Genomic DNA, 15,855 nt, shown 5'->3' on the forward strand with positions numbered 1-15,855 from the left:
AACGGGCTACGACGCGCGGCGGACGCCCTCGGCGAGTTCGGCCGCCAGTTCCCTTACGGCGGTGAGTCCGGCCGCCTCGTCGCCGTCGGCGTCGAGGATCCGCTTCACGAAGGCGGAGCCGACGATGACGCCGTCGGCGAAGGCCGCGACCTCACGCGCCTGGGCGGCGTTGGAGACGCCGAGTCCCACGCAGACGGGGATCTCGGAGGTGGCGCGGGTGCGGCGGACCAGGTCCGCCGCGGACTCGCCGACCGATTCCCGGGTGCCGGTCACGCCCATGAGGGAGGCGGCGTAGACGAAGCCGGAGCCGGCGGCGGTGATGGTGGCGAGGCGCGCGTCCTTGCTGCTGGGCGCGACGACGAAGACGGTCGCCAGACCGTGCTTGTCGGCGTGCTCGCGCCAGACGGCGGACTCCTGGACGGGCAGGTCGGGCAGGATGCAGCCCGCGCCGCCGGCCTCGGCGAGCTCCTCGGTGAAGCGCTCGACGCCGTACCGGTCGATCGGGTTCCAGTACGTCATGACCAGGACGGGCTTGCCGGTGGCCGCGTGGGCCTCACGGACCGTCCGCATGACGTCGGCGATCTTCACGCCGCCGCGCAGGGCGATGTCGTCGGCGGTCTGGATGACCGGGCCGTCGAGGACCGGGTCGCTGTGCGGGAGCCCGACCTCGACGATGTCGGCGCCCCCGTCGAAGACGGCCTTGATCGCGGCGATGCCGCCGTCGACCGTGGGGAAGCCGGCCGGGAGGTACGCGATGAGCGCGGCCCGGTTGTCGGCCTTCGCCTTGGCGAGGGTGTCGCTCAGCAGCTGGATGTTTCCGGTCGTCACTTGGAGCCCTCCCCGTCGTACAGCCCGAAGTAGCGGGCGGCCGTGTCCATGTCCTTGTCGCCGCGCCCCGAGAGGTTGACCAGCAGCAGGGCGTCCTTGCCGAGCTCCTTGCCGACCTCCAGGGCCCCGGCGAGGGCGTGCGCCGACTCGATGGCCGGGATGATGCCCTCCGTGCGGGAGAGCAGCCGCAGCGCCTGCATGGCGGCGTCGTCGGTGACGGCGCGGTACTCGCCGCGGCCGCTGTCCTTGAGGTAGGCGTGCTCCGGGCCGATGCCGGGGTAGTCGAGTCCGGCGGAGATCGAGTACGGCTCGGTGATCTGCCCCTCCTCGTCCTGGAGGACGTAGGAACGGGAGCCGTGGAGGATGCCGGGCTCGCCCGCGGTGAGGGTGGCCGCGTGCTCGCCGGTCTCGACGCCGTGGCCGGCCGGCTCGCAGCCGATCAGGCGCACGTCCGCGTCCGTCACGAAGGCGTGGAAGAGCCCGATGGCGTTGGAGCCGCCGCCGACGCAGGCGATGGCCGCGTCGGGCAGGCGCCCGGCGCGCTCCAGGAGCTGGCGGCGGGCCTCGACGCCGATGACCCGGTGGAAGTCGCGGACCATGGCGGGGAAGGGGTGCGGTCCCGCGACGGTGCCGAAGAGGTAGTGCGTCCGGTCCACGTTGGCGACCCAGTCGCGGAAGGCCTCGTTGATGGCGTCCTTGAGGGTCCGGCTGCCGGACGTCACGGCGACGACCTCGGCGCCGAGCATCCGCATCCGGGCCACGTTGAGGGCCTGGCGCTGGGTGTCGACCTCGCCCATGTAGATGGTGCATTCGAGGCCGAAGAGGGCGCAGGCGGTGGCGGTGGCCACGCCGTGCTGGCCTGCGCCGGTCTCGGCGATGACCCGCGTCTTGCCCATGCGCTTGGTCAGGAGGGCCTGCCCGAGCACGTTGTTGATCTTGTGCGAGCCGGTGTGGTTGAGGTCCTCGCGCTTGAGGAAGATCCGGGCGCCGCCGGCGTGCTCGGCGAACCGGGGCACCTCGGTGAGGGCGCTCGGGCGGCCGGTGTAGTTGACCATCAGGTCGTTGAGCTCGCGGGCGAACTCGGGGTCGGCCTTGGCCTTGTCGTACTCGACGGCGACCTCGTCGACGGCGGCGACGAGCGCCTCCGGGATGAACTTGCCGCCGAAGTCACCGAAGTAGCCCTCGGGATTGGGGACCTGACCGTCCAGGTCGGGAAGGAAGAACTCGCTGGACATGCGGATGCTCCTCGCGGGGCGGGTGCCCCGGGATACGTGGGGTTGGGGGTCACGGTATGCGCGCGAGGGATTCCGGAGCGGCAGCACCGCCGTTGTGGGCATGCGTTCCGCCGGGGCGGAACGGGTGGGCACAACGGACGGCGCCCTTGCCGGCGCCGGAGGCCTACGAGCCTGGACCCGCACCCGTGCGGGGCCGCACCGGGGCGCGGGTCCGGGCGCAGGGGCTCGATGCGCCGCCGGGGGCGCCGTCCCGTGTGCCCACCCGTCCCGCCCCAGCGGGACGATTGCCCACACGGGCAGCGGAGTGCTCAGACGTCGTACGTGAGAACGCGCGCGAGGCGCGCGCGCCATCGCATGCCGTTGACCTGGCCGGGCTCGGAGCCGATGACGTAGCGCACCCGGCGGCCGTGGACACGGCGGGCGGGCGCGCGGCAGCCGCGCGGACGGCAGCCCCGGGCCAGGGGGGCGTGGGCGGGGACGGACGCGGCCGTACGGAGCAGGCGGCGGCGTCCCACGGGGGTCGCCGACGACGCGCCGAGCGTCCCCCGGGCGCTGCCCGGGGGTGTCGGCGTGTCGTGGCGGGGGGTCATGGCGCGGTCAGCTCCGGCCGTGGCGCAGGGCCGGGTGGGCGCCGGCGGCGACGAGGTCGGCGACGGCGGCCTTCGGGTCGCGGCCGGTGACGAGGGACTCGCCGACGAGGACCGCGTCGGCGCCCGCGTTGGCGTAGGCGATGAGGTCGTGCGGGCCGCGGACGCCGGACTCGGCGATCTTGACGATGTGCGACGGGATCTCCGGGGCGACCCGCTCGAAGGTGGAGCGGTCGACCTTGAGGGTCTTGAGGTTGCGCGCGTTGACGCCGATGATGCGGGCGCCCGCGTCGACGGCCCGCTCGACCTCCTCCTCGTCGTGGACCTCGACCAGCGGGGTCAGCCCGATGGACTCGGCGCGCTCGATGAGGGAGACCAGGGCCTCCTGCTCCAGGGCGGCGACGATGAGGAGCGCGAGGTCCGCTCCGTACGCCCGCGCTTCCCAGAGCTGGTACGCGGTGACGATGAAGTCCTTGCGCAGCACGGGGATGTCGACCTTGGCGCGGACGGCCTCCAGGTCGGCGAGCGAGCCGCCGAAGCGGCGCTGCTCGGTGAGGACGGAGATGACGGCGGCGCCACCGGCCTCGTAGTCGGCGGCGAGACCGGCCGGGTCGGCGATCGCGGCGAGCGCGCCCTTGGACGGGCTGGAGCGCTTGACCTCGCAGATCACCTTGACGCCCTCGCCGCGCAGTGCGGCGACGCCGTCCTTGGCCTGCGGCGCCTTGGCGGCACGCTCCTTGAGCTCGTCGAGGGTGACCCGCGCCTGCCGCTCTGCGAGGTCGGCGCGCACGCCGTCGATGATCTCGTCGAGCACACTCACGCGAGGGGCCCCCTTCCGGGACGGTGATGATGAACGAGGTTCAGCCACTTCGATCCTATCCGCAGGACGGCCCCGGACCCGCATCGGCCGGAGTGGTGTCCCATCTGCTGGGACTCCGGACGTGGTCCGGGCGCGCCCTCGGGAGGCTCTCAGGGGGCCAGCGCGGAGCCGAAGGGCAGGTTCCTGACCAGCGTGAAGAGGGCGAGGACGGCCCCGATCCCCCACCACAGGTACGGGGAGACCGCGAGGCGCATGGGTGCTCCGCGGACGGCGCGAACCAGCCACACGCCCATGACGACCGCGAAGATCCCGTAGCCGACGACGGCGAGGGCGTTGGAGCCGAGGGCGGCCGGGAGGTCGCCGTGGACGAAGGCGTGGGCGCTGCGGAGCCCGCCGCAGCCGGGGCAGTAGAGGCCGGTGAAGCGGAGGAGCGGGCAGACGGGGTAGTGGCCGGGTTCGTTGGGGTCGACGGTCCCGACGTAGGCGAAGGCGGCGGCGACCCCGGCGAGGGTCCCGGCGGGCGCGAGCAGCCGCCGTGCGAGCGAGCGGGCCGGGGGCGGCGGCGCGGGCACGTACGGACCGGACCAGGAGGGGCCACCGGGAACGTAACCCTGCGGCACGGGTCCGCCGGACCCCGGGGCCGCCAGGACCGGGCCGTGGGACGCATCGGGGTGGCCGGGAGCCGCGTACGGCGCGTCGGGGTCGCCGGGCGCTCCGTCCCGCGCATCACCGGGACCGCCGGAAGGCCCGGAGGGGCCGCTGGACGGGCCGGAGGGGCCGCCGGACGGGCCGTTCGCCGAAGCGGCGGGCTCCGGTGCCGTGGCGTTCGGGTGCGCGGGGTCACCCGGCTGGGTGGGGGAATCGGTCACGGCTCCGGCCGTCGGCTGCGGGTCCACGCGGTGATTCTCGCCCCTGACGCGCGAGGGCGCAGCCCGGCACCGCCGGACTGCGCCCTCGGATGCGTCGTGTCGCGTCAGGCGCGGGCCCGGGCGGTCGCGGTCGCGGTCTCGCGGGCGGCGGTGACGTCCGCCGACTCCTTCGGCATGCCGAGGCCGGCCGCCTTCATCGCGCCGCCGACGATGCCGCCGAGGACGATGACGCCCACGCCGGCCCAGAAGGCGGGCACGTTCGCGGCCACCATGAAGACGCCGGCGATGCAGAAGCCGATGAAGGAGATGATGACACCGGTCCAGGCGGCCGGGGTGTGTCCGTGGGCGCTGCCCGCCATGAGTTGCTCCTCGTTGCAGTTGCTCGATGGTGAGGTCTCGCGTGCGCGGACACTCGGCGCTCATTGTCCCGCACGCGGGCCCGCGAGGATGAATCGGGGGTACCGGGACGATCACGCGTCGCGGTCGGCTCCCCCGCTCAGGCTCCCCGGGTCGGGTCCTCGCCCCGGTCGAGGGCCTTCCAGAGGTCCTCGGGCCGGTCCGGGTCGGTCGTGGGGGCCTTGCGCGCGGCGCGCGGCGCGCCGGAGCGCTCGTAGCGGCCGCCCATCGCGGGCCAGTTCCGGCCGAACCGGAGGGCGAGGAGCCCGGCGAGCAGGATGAGGACGGCGCCGGCGGCGGTCACGTAGGGCCAGGCCGTGTGGGTGAGGCCGGCGACCGCGGCGGCGGTGTCGCCGCTGATCCTGGCCGCCTCGTCGTCGAGCGCGGAGCGGTCGGAGGCGCCGAGTACCGCGGCGAGCGCGGCGCCCGCGCCGCTGAGCGCGAGGAGCGCGGAGACGAGGGTGCGGCCGGTGCGGCGGACGGCGAAGACGGCGAAGAGCGCCGCGAGCCCGACGATCGCGAGGGCGGTCGGTACGCCGGTGACGGTGCCGCCGTCGGCCCGGACGGGGACGGTGCCGCCGCCGACGGACGCGGTGCCCTCCGCCCAGATCTGGCCCGCGGAGAGCAGGACGACGGTGGCGCCGAGGGCACCGAGGAGGAGGGCCGCGGCCAGGCTGCGGCGGCCGCCGGTGGGGACGGCCACGCGGGCGGCCCGGGGCTGGGGTACGGGTACGGCACTCACGTACCCCACTATCCCCTACGGGCTCAGCCGGCGTTCATCCGGTTGGCGGTGTGGACGGCGCGGAGCACCGCGGCGGCCTTGTTGCGGCACTCGTTGTCCTCGCCGACCGGGTCGGAGTCGGCCACGACACCCGCTCCGGCCTGCACGTACGCCGTCCCGTCGCGGAGCAGGGCGGTGCGGATGGCGATGGCGGTGTCGGCGTCCCCGGCGAAATCGAGATAACCGACACACCCGCCGTAGAGGCCGCGGCGGGAGGGTTCGAGCTCCTCGATGATCTGCATGGCGCGGGGCTTGGGCGCGCCGGAGAGCGTCCCCGCGGGGAAGCAGGCGGTGAGGACGTCGAAGGCGGTGCGGCCCTCGGCGACCTGGCCGGTGACGGTGGAGACGATGTGCATGACGTGGGAGTAGCGCTCGATCGACATGAAGTCGACGACCTCCACCGAGCCCGGGGCACAGACCCGGCCGAGGTCGTTGCGGCCGAGGTCGACGAGCATGAGGTGCTCGGCGCGCTCCTTGGGGTCGGCGAGCAGTTCCTCGGCGAGGTCGTGGTCCTCCTGCGGGGTGGCGCCGCGGTGCCGGGTGCCGGCGATGGGGTGGACCATGGCCCGGCCGTCCTCGACCTTGACGAGGGCCTCGGGTGAGGAGCCGACGACGTCGAAGCCGTTCTCGAAGCGGAAGAGGTACATGTACGGGGACGGGTTGGTGGCCCGCAGGACCCGGTACACGTCGAGCGCGCTCGCGGTGCAGGGGGTCTCGAAGCGCTGCGAGGGTACGACCTGGAAGGCCTCGCCGGCGCGGATGCGCTCCTTGATGTCCTCGACGGCGTCCTGGTAGGCCTTGCCGCCCCAGAGGGCGGAGAACTCGGGGAGCGCGGAGGGCGGCAGGGCGGCGGGGGCGGTCTCGACCGGGCGGGCCAGGTCGGCCTCCATGGCGTCGAGGCGGGCGACGGCGTGCGCGTACGCCTCGTCGACGCCGGTCTCCAGGTCGTTGTGGTTGATCGCGTTGGCGATCAGCAGGACCGAGCCGTCCCAGTGGTCGAGGACCGCGAGGTCGCTGGTGAGGAGCATGGTCAGCTCGGGGAGCCGCAGGTCGTCGGAGGTGTGCTCGCCGATCTTCTCCAGGCGGCGGACGATGTCGTAGCCGAGGTAGCCGACCATGCCGCCGGTGAACGGGGGCATGCCCGACGCGAGGTCGCGCGGGGTGTGGAGGGTCTCGACGGTGGCGCGCAGGGCGGCGAGCGGGTCGCCGTCGACGGGGACGCCGACGGGCGGGGTGCCGAGCCAGTGGGCCTGTCCGTCCCTCACCGTCAGGGTGGCGTCGCTGCGGACTCCGACGAAGGAGTACCGGGACCAGCTGCGGCCGTTCTCCGCGGATTCGAGGAGGAAGGTGCCGGGGCGTTCGGCGGCGAGCTTGCGGTAGAGCCCGACCGGGGTGTCGCCGTCCGCGAGGAGCCTGCGGCTGACGGGGATGACGCGGCGGTCGGCCGCCAGCTTGCGGAAGGTCTCGAGATCCATGGCACGGGACCTTACTGGGAGAGGGGGAGCACGTCGGCGTCGAAGCAGGTGCGGGCGCCGGTGTGGCAGGCGGCTCCGACCTGGTCGACCTTGACGAGGAGGGTGTCGGCGTCGCAGTCGAGGGCGACGGACCTGACGTGCTGGACGTGCCCGGAGGTGTCGCCCTTGACCCAGTACTCGTTCCGGCTGCGGGACCAGTAGGTGCAGCGGCCGGTGGTGAGGGTGCGGTGGAGCGCCTCGTCGTCCATCCAGCCGAGCATCAGCACCTCGCCGGTGTCGTACTGCTGGGCGATGGCGGGGACGAGGCCGTCGGGGCTGCGCTTGAGGCGTGCGGCGATGGCCGGGTCGAGGTCGCTGGGGGTCCGGGGCGTGCTGCTCATGGGGCCATTGTGCCGCGCGCGGGGGTGGTGTCCGGCGGGGCGTCCACTGGGCGGACCGCGGGCCCCGGCCGTACGCTGGCGGGCATGTCGACCCATGCGAAACGTGAACGGCTTCTGCTCGCCGATCTGTTGGAGGCGGCGGGTCCCGACGCGCCGACGCTCTGCGAGGGCTGGCGGACGCGGGACCTCGCGGCCCATGTGGTGGTGCGGGAGCGGCGTCCGGACGCGGCGGCGGGTTCCGTCGTACCGGTGCTGAAGGAGCGGCAGGACCGGGTGCAGGCGGAGTTCGCCGCCAAGCCGTACGAGGAGCTGATCCAGCTCATCCGGACGGGCCCGCCCCGCTTCTCGCCCTTCACCATCAAGCAGGTGGACGAGGGGGCGAACGTCGTCGAGTTCTACGTGCACGCGGAGGACGTCCGGCGGGCCCAGCCCGACTGGTCGGCGCGCGAGCTCGACCCGGTCTTCGCGGACGCCCTCTGGTCCCGCCTGGAGCGGATGGCCCGGCTGCTGGGGCGCAAGGCGCCGGTGGGTCTGGTGCTGCGCCGTCCGAACGGCCAGACGGCGGTGGCCCACCGCGGCACTCCGGTGGTGACGGCCTCCGGGGAGCCGGGTGAGCTGGTGATGTACCTGTACGGCCGCCAGGACACGGCGAAGGTGGCCCTGGAGGGCGAGCCCGACGCGATCGAGCGGCTGCGGGAGACGAAGCAGCTGGGGTTCTGAGGGGCTACCCGGGCAGTTCGGCGCGGCGGAGGACCGGGACCGCGAGGGCGTACGCGCCGGACAGGGCGCAGACCGCCGCGCTGACGGCGAAGACCGGGCCGGTGCCCCAGAGGCCGATGGCCGCCCCGGTGAGCGGGAAGCTCAGCGGGGCGATGCCGAGGCTGCCGAGACTGGAGACGGCGCTCACCCGGCCGAGGTAGGCGGGGTCGCACTCGGTCTGGACGAGGGCGTTGCACAGGGCGCCGGAGAGTCCGGCCAGCAGTCCGATGGAGACCGCCACCAGGGCGGCGAGGGGCAGCTGGGGGAGCTGGGCGAGGGCGCCGATCGAGACGGCTCCGAGCAGCATGGTCCAGCCCATGACGGCACCGGCCCGGGGTACGCGACCCTTGACGGTCAGCAGCAGGGAGGCGCCGCCGGCCCCGGTGCCGAAGCCGGCGAGGACCCAGCCGATGCCGGTGGCGCCCCAGCCGCGCTGGTCGGAGAGGATCGCGAGGCCGACGTTGAGAGGGCCGGCGAAGCCGAGGTCGGCGAGGAGGACGACGACCATCAGCGGGCCGAGCGACCGGTGGCCGCGGAGGTAGCGCAGGCCGTCGGCCAGGTCGCGCAGGGCGGTGCCGTCGCGCGCGCCCTCCTCCCTCGGCAGGGGGCCGAGCCGGAGCGCGCCGAGCAGCGGCAGGGAGAGCGCGAAGAGGATCCCGGCGATGCCGAAGGCGGTGGCGGAGCCGCCGAGGGCGACGGCGAGGCCGCCCAGCGGGGCGCCGAGGACGGCGCCGAGGCGGGAGGCGAGGCCGCGCATGCCCTGGACGCGGGCGAGCTGGTCGCGGGCGGCGACGCGCGGCGGCAGGGCGCCGACCGCGGGGAGGAAGACGGCGTCGACGACGCCGAAGACGAGGGCGACGGCGGCGAGCGCCCAGAGGCCGGGCGAGGCGAGGAAGAGGGTCGCGGCGAGGCCGAGGACGACCAGGCAGCGGACGGTGTCGGAGGCGATGACGACCCGGCGCGGGCCGAGGCGGTCGGCGATCGCTCCGCCGGCGAGCAGGAGCAGGGCGCGGGGCACGGCGGAGACGGCCGTGACGAGACCGGCCTGGGCGGGGGTGCCGCCGCTCACGGCGGTCCAGGAGAGGGCGAGGTAGAAGACGCTGTCGCCCAGGGTGGAGGCGGTGTAGGCGCCGAGCCACCGCAGGACCTGGGGGTTGCGGTGGGCGGGGGCGTTCTCGGTGGGGGCGGGGGGTGCGAGGGCGGTCATCCCGCGGTCCGGTAGGGGAAGCCGTGGAGGTGGACGGCGACGTTCTCGCGGCCCTCGGTGTCGCCGGCGGCCTCGGCGGTGCGGGCCAGCTGGTCGTACTTCCTGAGGAGCGCGTCGAGCTCGTCGCCGAGGGAGGCGAGTTCGGCGGCGGTGAGGCGTGGCAGCCACTCCGAGCTGACGGAGGCGGCGCGCCACTCCTCGGACCAGGTGTGCCGCTCGTCGAGGAAGCGGGCGTAGATGTCTCTGCGCTGCGCGTCGATCGTACGGCCGAAGGCGGCGCTCGCGGCGGCGAGCTCGGGGGCGTCGCGGAGGTCCTCGTCGTGGATGCTGAAGCCGTACGAGCTGGGCTGCCACCAGCGCTCGCGGCCGTCCTCCGACTGGGGCTCGGCCGCCTCGACGAGGCCGTGCTCGGCCAGCTTGCGCAGGTGGTAGCTGACGAGCGAGACGGCCTCGTCGACCTGGTCGGCGAGCTGGGAGGCGGTGGCCGTGCGGGCCACGAAGAGGGCGCGGTAGAGGCGCATCCGCAGCGGGTGGGCGATGGCTCTGAGGGCGCCGAGGTCGGCGATCCGGCGGGTTTCCGACGAGGTCATGACAAGGACACTAGATGCGAAGGAAAAATTGCGCAATGAAAATTGCACAACCCGTCGGCGGGTCCGGTGGGGAGAGCCCCGCGGGTCCGGTGAAGAGAGAAGGGCCCCCGAGGGAGCCCTTCTCACGGCGGGCCGAGCGGCCCGCACTCACAGCTCGGGGCGGCGGACCGGGTGGCCCGCTCCCCCGGTCCGGGTCAGCGGACCGGGTGGCCCGCCTCCCGCAGCGTGTCCTTGACCTGCGCGATCCGCAGGTCGCCGAAGTGGAAGACGGAGGCCGCGAGCACCGCGTCCGCGCCCGCCGCCACGGCCGGCGGGAAGTCGGCGAGCCTGCCGGCGCCGCCCGAGGCGATCACCGGGACCGTCACGTGCTTGCGCACGGCCGCGATCATCTCGGTGTCGTAGCCGTCCTTCGTGCCGTCGGCGTCCATCGAGTTGAGCAGGATCTCTCCCGCGCCCAGCTCGGCGGCCCGGTGCGCCCACTCGACGGCGTCGATGCCGGTGCCCTGGCGCCCGCCGTGCGTCGTCACCTCGAAGGAGCCCGAGGCGGTGCGGCGCGCGTCCACGGACAGCACGAGCACCTGCCGGCCGAAGCGCTCCGCGATCTCCTGGATCAGCTCGGGGCGCGTGATGGCGGCGGTGTTGACGCCGACCTTGTCGGCACCGGCCCGCAGCAGCTTGTCGACGTCCTCGGCCGACCGCACGCCGCCGCCGACCGTGAGCGGGATGAAGACCTGCTCGGCGGTTCGGCGCACCACGTCGTAGGTGGTCTCCCGGTTCCCGGAGGAGGCGGTGATGTCGAGGAAGGTCAGCTCGTCGGCGCCCTCGGCGTCGTACAGCTTGGCCATCTCGACGGGGTCACCTGCGTCGCGCAGGTTCTGGAAGTTGACGCCCTTGACGACCCGGCCGTTGTCCACGTCCAGGCAGGGGATCACGCGTACGGCGAGACTCATGCCGCTCCTCCCCGGTACGCCTCGACCTCGACCTCGACGACCAGGCTCGGGTCGACGAAACCGGAGACGATGATCATCGACGCGGCCGGGCGGACGCCGTCGAACAGTTCCTTGTGGGCGCGGCCGACCTCGTCCACGTCCCGGGCGTGCGTGAGGTACATCCGGGTGCGGACGACGTGCTCCGGGCCCAGGCCCAGCTGCTTGAGCGCGTCGAAGGCCACCTGGAAGGAGTTGACGGTCTGCTCGTGGGGGCCTCCCCCGGCGATCTGCCCGCCCACCACCGACGTGCATCCGGAGACCAGGACGGTGCCGTTCGGGAGTTCGACCGCGCGCGAGTAGCCGAACTGCTCCTCCCAGGGAGCGCCGGTGACGACCTTGCGGACCTCGGAGGTCACTGCTTCACCGCCGCGAGCGCCTCTTCGAGGGTGAACGCCTCGGCGTAGAGCGCCTTGCCGACGATCGCGCCCTCGACGCCCAGCGGCACCAGGCCGGACAGGGCCCGCAGGTCGTCCAGGGAGGACACGCCGCCGGAGGCGACGACGGGCTTGTCGGTGGCCGCGCAGACGTTCCGCAGGAGCTCCAGGTTGGGGCCCTGGAGGGTGCCGTCCTTGGCGATGTCCGTGACGACGTAGCGGGCGCAGCCCTCGGAGTCGAGGCGGGCCAGCGTCTCGTACAGGTCGCCGCCGTCGCGGGTCCAGCCGCGGCCGCGCAGGGTCGTGCCGCGCACGTCGAGGCCGACGGCGATCTTGTCGCCGTGCTCGGCGATGACCTTGGCGACCCACTCGGGGGTCTCCAGGGCGGCGGTGCCCAGGTTGACGCGGGTGCAGCCGGTGGCGAGGGCGGCGGCGAGCGTGGCGTCGTCGCGGATGCCTCCGGAGAGCTCCACCTTGATGTCCATGGCTTCGGCGACCTGGCGGACCAGGTCGCGGTTGTCGCCGGTGCCGAAGGCGGCGTCCAGGTCGACCAGGTGGAGCCACTCGGCGCCCGCGCGCTGCCAGGCCAGGGCGGCCTCCAGCGGGGAGCCGTAGGAGGTCTCGCTGCCGGACTCGCCGTGGACGAGCCGGACGGCCTGGCCGTCGCGGACGTCGACGGCGGGGAGGAGTTCGAGAGTGCTCACAGGGTTCCGATCCAGTTGGTGAGGAGCTGGGCTCCGGCGTCGCCGGACTTCTCGGGGTGGAACTGCGTCGCCCACAGGGCGCCGTTCTCCACCGCCGCGACGAAGGGCTCGCCGTGGGTGGCCCAGCTGACCTTGGGGGCGCGCATGTTCTTGTTGCCGACCTCCAGGGTCCACTCGCGCACCGCGTAGGAGTGCACGAAGTAGTACCGCTCGTCGGCGTCGAGCCCCGCGAAGAGCTGGGTGTCGGCGGGCGCGTCGACGGTGTTCCAGCCCATGTGGGGGACGACGGGGGCGTTCAGCGGTCCGACCGTACCGGGCCACTCGTCGAGGCCCTCGGTCTCCACGCCGTGCTCGATGCCCTGGGCGAAGAGGATCTGCATGCCGACGCAGATGCCCATGACCGGGCGGCCGCCGGCGAGCCTGCGGCCGACGATCCAGTCGCCGCGGGCCTCCTTGAGGCCCCGCATGCAGGCGGAGAAGGCACCGACGCCGGGGACGAGGAGCCCGTCGGCGTTCATGGCGGTGTCGTAGTCGCGGGTGATCTCGACCTCGGCGCCGACACGGGCGAGCGCGCGCTCGGCGGAGCGCACGTTGCCGAAGCCGTAGTCGAAGACGACGACCTTCTTCGGGGAGGCCGTGCTCATGACCACACGTCCAGACGCAGGACGCCGGCGGAGAGGCACATCACGGCGCCGAAGGCGAGGACCACGATGAGGCCCTTGGGCATCTTCTGCTTGACGAAGGAGTAGATCCCGCCGAGCAGGAAGAGCCCGACGAGGATCAGGACAGTGGAGAGGCCGTTCACGACTAGAGCGCGCCCTTCGTGGAGGGGAGGATTCCGGCGGCGCGCGGGTCGCGCTCGGAGGCGTAGCGGAGCGCGCGGGCGAGGGCCTTGAACTGGCACTCCACGATGTGGTGGGCGTTGCGCCCGTAGGGCACGTGGACGTGCAGCGCGATCTGGGCCTGGGCGACGAAGGACTCCATGATGTGCCGGGTCATCGTCGTGTCGTAGGAGCCGATCATCGGCGCCATGTTCTCGGGCTCGGTGTGCACGAGGTACGGGCGGCCGGAGAGGTCCACGGTGACCTGGGCGAGCGACTCGTCCAGCGGGACCGTGCAGTTGCCGAAGCGGTAGATGCCGACCTTGTCGCCGAGGGCCTGCTTGAACGCGGCGCCGAGGGCGAGGGCGGTGTCCTCGATGGTGTGGTGCGAGTCGATGTGCAGGTCGCCGTCGGTCTTGACCGTGAGGTCGAAGAGCCCGTGCCGGCCGAGCTGGTCGAGCATGTGGTCGTAGAAGCCGACCCCGGTCGACACGTCGACCTTTCCGGTGCCGTCGAGGTCGATCTCGACGACGACGGAGGTCTCCTTGGTGGTGCGCTCAACGCGGCCTACGCGGCTCATCGTTCCTGCTCCTTCATCAATTCACGGACCGCGTCGAGGAACGCGTCGTTCTCTTCGGGGGTGCCGGCGGTGACCCGCAGCCATCCCGGTACTCCGTTGTCCCGGACCAGGACGCCCCGGTCGAGGATCGACCGCCAGGCCGCGTGCGCGTCGGGGAACTTCCCGAACTGCACGAAGTTGGCGTCGGAGTCGGTGACCTCGCAGCCGAGGGCACGCAGCTCGGTGACGAGCCGGTCGCGCTCGGCCTTGAGCTGCTCGACGTACCCGAGGAGGGTGTCGGTGTGCTCCAGGGCGGCGAGCGCGGTGGCCTGGGTGACGGCCGAGAGGTGGTACGGCAGGCGGACCAGCTGGACGGCGTCGACCACGGCCGGGTGGGCGGCGAGGTAGCCGAGGCGGAGCCCGGCGGCGCCGAAGGCCTTGGACATCGTCCGGGAGACCACCAGGTGCGGGCGGCCCTCCAGGAGCGGCAGCAGCGAGTCGCGGTGGCTGAACTCCACGTATGCCTCGTCCACGACGACCATCGAGGGCCCGGCCGCCTGGGCGGCCTCGTACAGGGCGAGGACGGTGTCGGCCCCGACGGCGGTGCCGGTGGGGTTGTTGGGCGAGGTGATGAAGACGACGTCCGGCACGTGCTCCGCGATGGCCTGGACGGCCGCCGCCACGTCGATGGTGAAGTCCTCGTTGCGCGGGCCGGAGATCCAGCCGGTGCCGGTGCCGCGGGCGATGAGGGCGTGCATCGAGTACGAGGGCTCGAAGCCGATCGCGGTGCGGCCGGGGCCTCCGAAGGTCTGGAGGAGCTGCTGGAGGACCTCGTTGGAGCCGTTGGCCGCCCAGACGTTCTCGACGGCGACCGGGTGCTTGCCGGTGCGGGTGAGGTAGGCGGCGAGCTCGGTGCGGAGCTCGATCGCGTCGCGGTCGGGGTAGCGGTTGAGGCCGCGGGCGGCCTCGGCGACCCGCTCCGCGATCCGGGCCACCAGCGGCTCGGGCAGCGGGTAGGGGTTCTCGTTGGTGTTCAGCTGGACGGGGACGTCGAGCTGGGGCGCGCCGTAGGGGGACTTGCCGCGCAGCTCGTCCCGGACGGGCAGGTCGTCGATGCCGGTCACCGCTGCGGCACCTTCCATCCGAACCGGGCCTTGACCGCCGCGCCGTGGGCGGGCAGGTCCTCGGCCTCGGCGAGCGTGACGACGTGGTGGGCGACGTCGGCGAGGGCGTCGCGCGTGTAGTCCACGATGTGCACGCCGCGCAGGAAGGACTGCACGGAGAGGCCCGAGGAGTGGCAGGCGCAGCCGCCGGTGGGCAGGACGTGGTTGGAGCCGGCGCAGTAGTCGCCGAGCGAGACCGGCGCCCAGGGGCCGACGAAGATCGCGCCGGCGTTGCGGACGCGGTCGGCGACGGCGGCGGCGTCGGCGGTCTGGATCTCCAGGTGCTCGGCGCCGTACGCGTCGACGACCTTGAGGCCGTCGGCGAGGTCGCGGACGAGGACGATCGCGGACTGGCGGCCGGCGAGGGCCGGGACGATCCGGTCGTCGACGTGCTTGGAGGCGGCGACCTGGGTCTTCAGCTCGGCCTCGGTGGCGGCGGCGAGCTCGTCCGAGTCGGTGACGAGGACGGAGGCGGCCATCGGGTCGTGCTCGGCCTGGCTGATGAGGTCGGCGGCGACGTGCACGGGGTCGGCGGTGGAGTCCGCGAGGATCGCGATCTCCGTGGGGCCGGCCTCGGCGTCGATGCCGATGCGGCCCTTGAGGAGGCGCTTGGCGGCGGCCACGTAGATGTTGCCGGGGCCGGTGACCAGGTTGACGGGGGCGCAGCCGGGCTCTCCGGCCGGCCCCTCCGTGCCGTACGCGAACATGGCGACGGCCTGGGCGCCGCCGGCCGCGTAGACCTCGTCCACGCCGAGGAGGGCGCAGGCGGCGAGGATCGTCGGGTGCGGGAGGCCGCCGAACTCCTTCTGCGGGGGAGAGGCGATGGCCACGCCCTCGACGCCGGCCTCCTGGGCCGGGACGACGTTCATCACGACGGAGGACGGGTAGACGGAGCGGCCGCCCGGCACGTACAGGCCGACGCGCTCGACGGGGATCCACTTCTCGGTGACGGTGCCGCCGGGGACGACCTGGGTCGTGTGGGTGGTCCGCCGCTGCTCGCGGTGGACGAGGCGGGCGCGCCGGATGGACTCCTCCAGCGCGGCGCGGACGGCGGGGTCGAGCTCGTCGAGGGCGCGGGTGAGCTCCTCGGCCGGGACGCGCAGGCTCGGGACGCGGACGCCGTCGAATTTCTCCCCGTAGTCGATCACCGCGGCCGCGCCATGATGCCGGACGTCCTCGCAGATGGGCCGCACCTTCTCCAGGGCGGCTTCCACGTCGAACTCGGCACGGGGCAGCAGGTCACGCAGGGCGGAACCCTCGGGGAGGGTGTCGCCGCGCAGATCGATTCGAGAGATCACGGGTCAATTCTCTCAGACGG

General features: G+C 73.5%; 20 protein-coding genes. 1 reads left to right on the forward strand and 19 read right to left on the reverse strand.

Going from position 1 to position 15,855, the window contains the following annotated elements; all coding sequences use genetic code 11:
• Positions 1-6: 6 nt before the first annotated feature.
• The 9 genes from trpA to hisI form a co-directional block, all read right to left on the reverse strand.
• Positions 7-828 carry a tryptophan synthase subunit alpha gene (gene trpA / locus ACFYXU_RS08020; protein ID WP_329856651.1) on the reverse strand — a complete coding sequence of 274 codons (822 nt, stop codon included), beginning with the start codon at positions 826-828 and terminating at the stop codon, positions 7-9.
• Entirely contained in the window at positions 825-2,063 is a 1,239-nt protein-coding gene (trpB, locus tag ACFYXU_RS08025) for a tryptophan synthase subunit beta (RefSeq protein ID WP_389456909.1), read from the reverse strand. Before trpB ends, trpA begins: the two co-directional genes overlap by 4 nt.
• A 308-nt stretch (positions 2,064-2,371) precedes the next feature.
• Positions 2,372-2,653 carry a tryptophan biosynthesis modulator TrpM gene (gene trpM, locus ACFYXU_RS08030; RefSeq protein ID WP_389456911.1) on the reverse strand — a complete coding sequence of 94 codons (282 nt, stop codon included), beginning with the start codon at positions 2,651-2,653 and terminating at the stop codon, positions 2,372-2,374.
• 7 nt (positions 2,654-2,660) lie between these two features.
• Complete coding sequence (trpC, locus tag ACFYXU_RS08035) at positions 2,661-3,470, reverse strand: indole-3-glycerol phosphate synthase TrpC (RefSeq protein WP_389456913.1); 810 nt, start codon at positions 3,468-3,470, stop codon at positions 2,661-2,663.
• Positions 3,471-3,619: 149 nt separating this feature from the next.
• Complete coding sequence (locus tag ACFYXU_RS08040) at positions 3,620-4,042, reverse strand: DUF2752 domain-containing protein (protein WP_389408377.1); 423 nt, start codon at positions 4,040-4,042, stop codon at positions 3,620-3,622.
• A gap of 401 nt (positions 4,043-4,443) precedes the next feature.
• Complete coding sequence (locus ACFYXU_RS08045; RefSeq protein WP_329856656.1) at positions 4,444-4,698, reverse strand: HGxxPAAW family protein; 255 nt, start codon at positions 4,696-4,698, stop codon at positions 4,444-4,446.
• Between the two features lie 137 nt (positions 4,699-4,835).
• Positions 4,836-5,486 carry a TIGR02234 family membrane protein gene (locus ACFYXU_RS08050; protein ID WP_376510019.1) on the reverse strand — a complete coding sequence of 217 codons (651 nt, stop codon included), beginning with the start codon at positions 5,484-5,486 and terminating at the stop codon, positions 4,836-4,838.
• 14 nt (positions 5,487-5,500) lie between these two features.
• Positions 5,501-6,991 carry an anthranilate synthase component I gene (locus ACFYXU_RS08055; protein WP_389408277.1) on the reverse strand — a complete coding sequence of 497 codons (1,491 nt, stop codon included), beginning with the start codon at positions 6,989-6,991 and terminating at the stop codon, positions 5,501-5,503.
• Between the two features lie 11 nt (positions 6,992-7,002).
• Complete coding sequence (hisI, locus tag ACFYXU_RS08060) at positions 7,003-7,371, reverse strand: phosphoribosyl-AMP cyclohydrolase (RefSeq protein WP_329856660.1); 369 nt, start codon at positions 7,369-7,371, stop codon at positions 7,003-7,005.
• An 84-nt stretch (positions 7,372-7,455) separates the two neighbouring features.
• Between hisI and ACFYXU_RS08065 the strand changes: the two genes are divergently transcribed.
• Complete coding sequence (locus ACFYXU_RS08065) at positions 7,456-8,091, forward strand: TIGR03085 family metal-binding protein (RefSeq protein ID WP_329856661.1); 636 nt, start codon at positions 7,456-7,458, stop codon at positions 8,089-8,091.
• Between the two features lie 4 nt (positions 8,092-8,095).
• On the opposite strand, the gene ACFYXU_RS08070 is transcribed toward ACFYXU_RS08065, so the two are convergent.
• The 10 genes from ACFYXU_RS08070 to hisD form a co-directional block, all read right to left on the reverse strand.
• Positions 8,096-9,337 (reverse strand): MFS transporter, encoded by a 1,242-nt coding sequence (locus ACFYXU_RS08070; RefSeq protein WP_389456916.1) that lies wholly within the window; start codon positions 9,335-9,337, stop codon positions 8,096-8,098.
• Entirely contained in the window at positions 9,334-9,927 is a 594-nt protein-coding gene (locus ACFYXU_RS08075) for a helix-turn-helix domain-containing protein (protein WP_389456918.1), read from the reverse strand. Before ACFYXU_RS08075 ends, ACFYXU_RS08070 begins: the two co-directional genes overlap by 4 nt.
• Positions 9,928-10,121: 194 nt before the next feature.
• Positions 10,122-10,877 (reverse strand): imidazole glycerol phosphate synthase subunit HisF, encoded by a 756-nt coding sequence (hisF, locus tag ACFYXU_RS08080; RefSeq protein WP_329856664.1) that lies wholly within the window; start codon positions 10,875-10,877, stop codon positions 10,122-10,124.
• A complete protein-coding gene (locus tag ACFYXU_RS08085; RefSeq protein ID WP_376510028.1) occupies positions 10,874-11,272 on the reverse strand; it encodes a RidA family protein in 399 nt (132 codons plus the stop codon). The genes hisF and ACFYXU_RS08085 overlap by 4 nt, the downstream gene beginning before the upstream one ends.
• A complete protein-coding gene (gene priA / locus ACFYXU_RS08090) occupies positions 11,269-11,994 on the reverse strand; it encodes a bifunctional 1-(5-phosphoribosyl)-5-((5-phosphoribosylamino)methylideneamino)imidazole-4-carboxamide isomerase/phosphoribosylanthranilate isomerase PriA (RefSeq protein ID WP_376510030.1) in 726 nt (241 codons plus the stop codon). Before priA ends, ACFYXU_RS08085 begins: the two co-directional genes overlap by 4 nt.
• Positions 11,991-12,638: an imidazole glycerol phosphate synthase subunit HisH gene (gene hisH / locus ACFYXU_RS08095; RefSeq protein WP_329856668.1), complete on the reverse strand. Its 648-nt coding sequence runs from the start codon at positions 12,636-12,638 to the stop codon at positions 11,991-11,993. Before hisH ends, priA begins: the two co-directional genes overlap by 4 nt.
• On the reverse strand, positions 12,635-12,799 hold the full coding sequence (locus ACFYXU_RS08100; protein ID WP_361394174.1) for a hypothetical protein: 165 nt from the start codon (positions 12,797-12,799) through the stop codon (positions 12,635-12,637). Before ACFYXU_RS08100 ends, hisH begins: the two co-directional genes overlap by 4 nt.
• A gap of 2 nt (positions 12,800-12,801) precedes the next feature.
• Positions 12,802-13,395 (reverse strand): imidazoleglycerol-phosphate dehydratase HisB, encoded by a 594-nt coding sequence (gene hisB / locus ACFYXU_RS08105; protein ID WP_046907028.1) that lies wholly within the window; start codon positions 13,393-13,395, stop codon positions 12,802-12,804.
• Complete coding sequence (locus tag ACFYXU_RS08110; protein WP_389456920.1) at positions 13,392-14,498, reverse strand: histidinol-phosphate transaminase; 1,107 nt, start codon at positions 14,496-14,498, stop codon at positions 13,392-13,394. The genes hisB and ACFYXU_RS08110 overlap by 4 nt, the downstream gene beginning before the upstream one ends.
• The gene (gene hisD, locus ACFYXU_RS08115) at positions 14,495-15,835 is read right to left on the reverse strand and encodes a histidinol dehydrogenase (protein ID WP_376510034.1); all 1,341 of its coding nucleotides are present in this window, start codon (positions 15,833-15,835) and stop codon (positions 14,495-14,497) included. Before hisD ends, ACFYXU_RS08110 begins: the two co-directional genes overlap by 4 nt.
• Between the last annotated feature and the right edge of the window lie 20 nt (positions 15,836-15,855).

Source organism: Streptomyces sp. NPDC002232 (assembly GCF_042890295.1).
Taxonomy (GTDB): domain Bacteria; phylum Actinomycetota; class Actinomycetes; order Streptomycetales; family Streptomycetaceae; genus Streptomyces.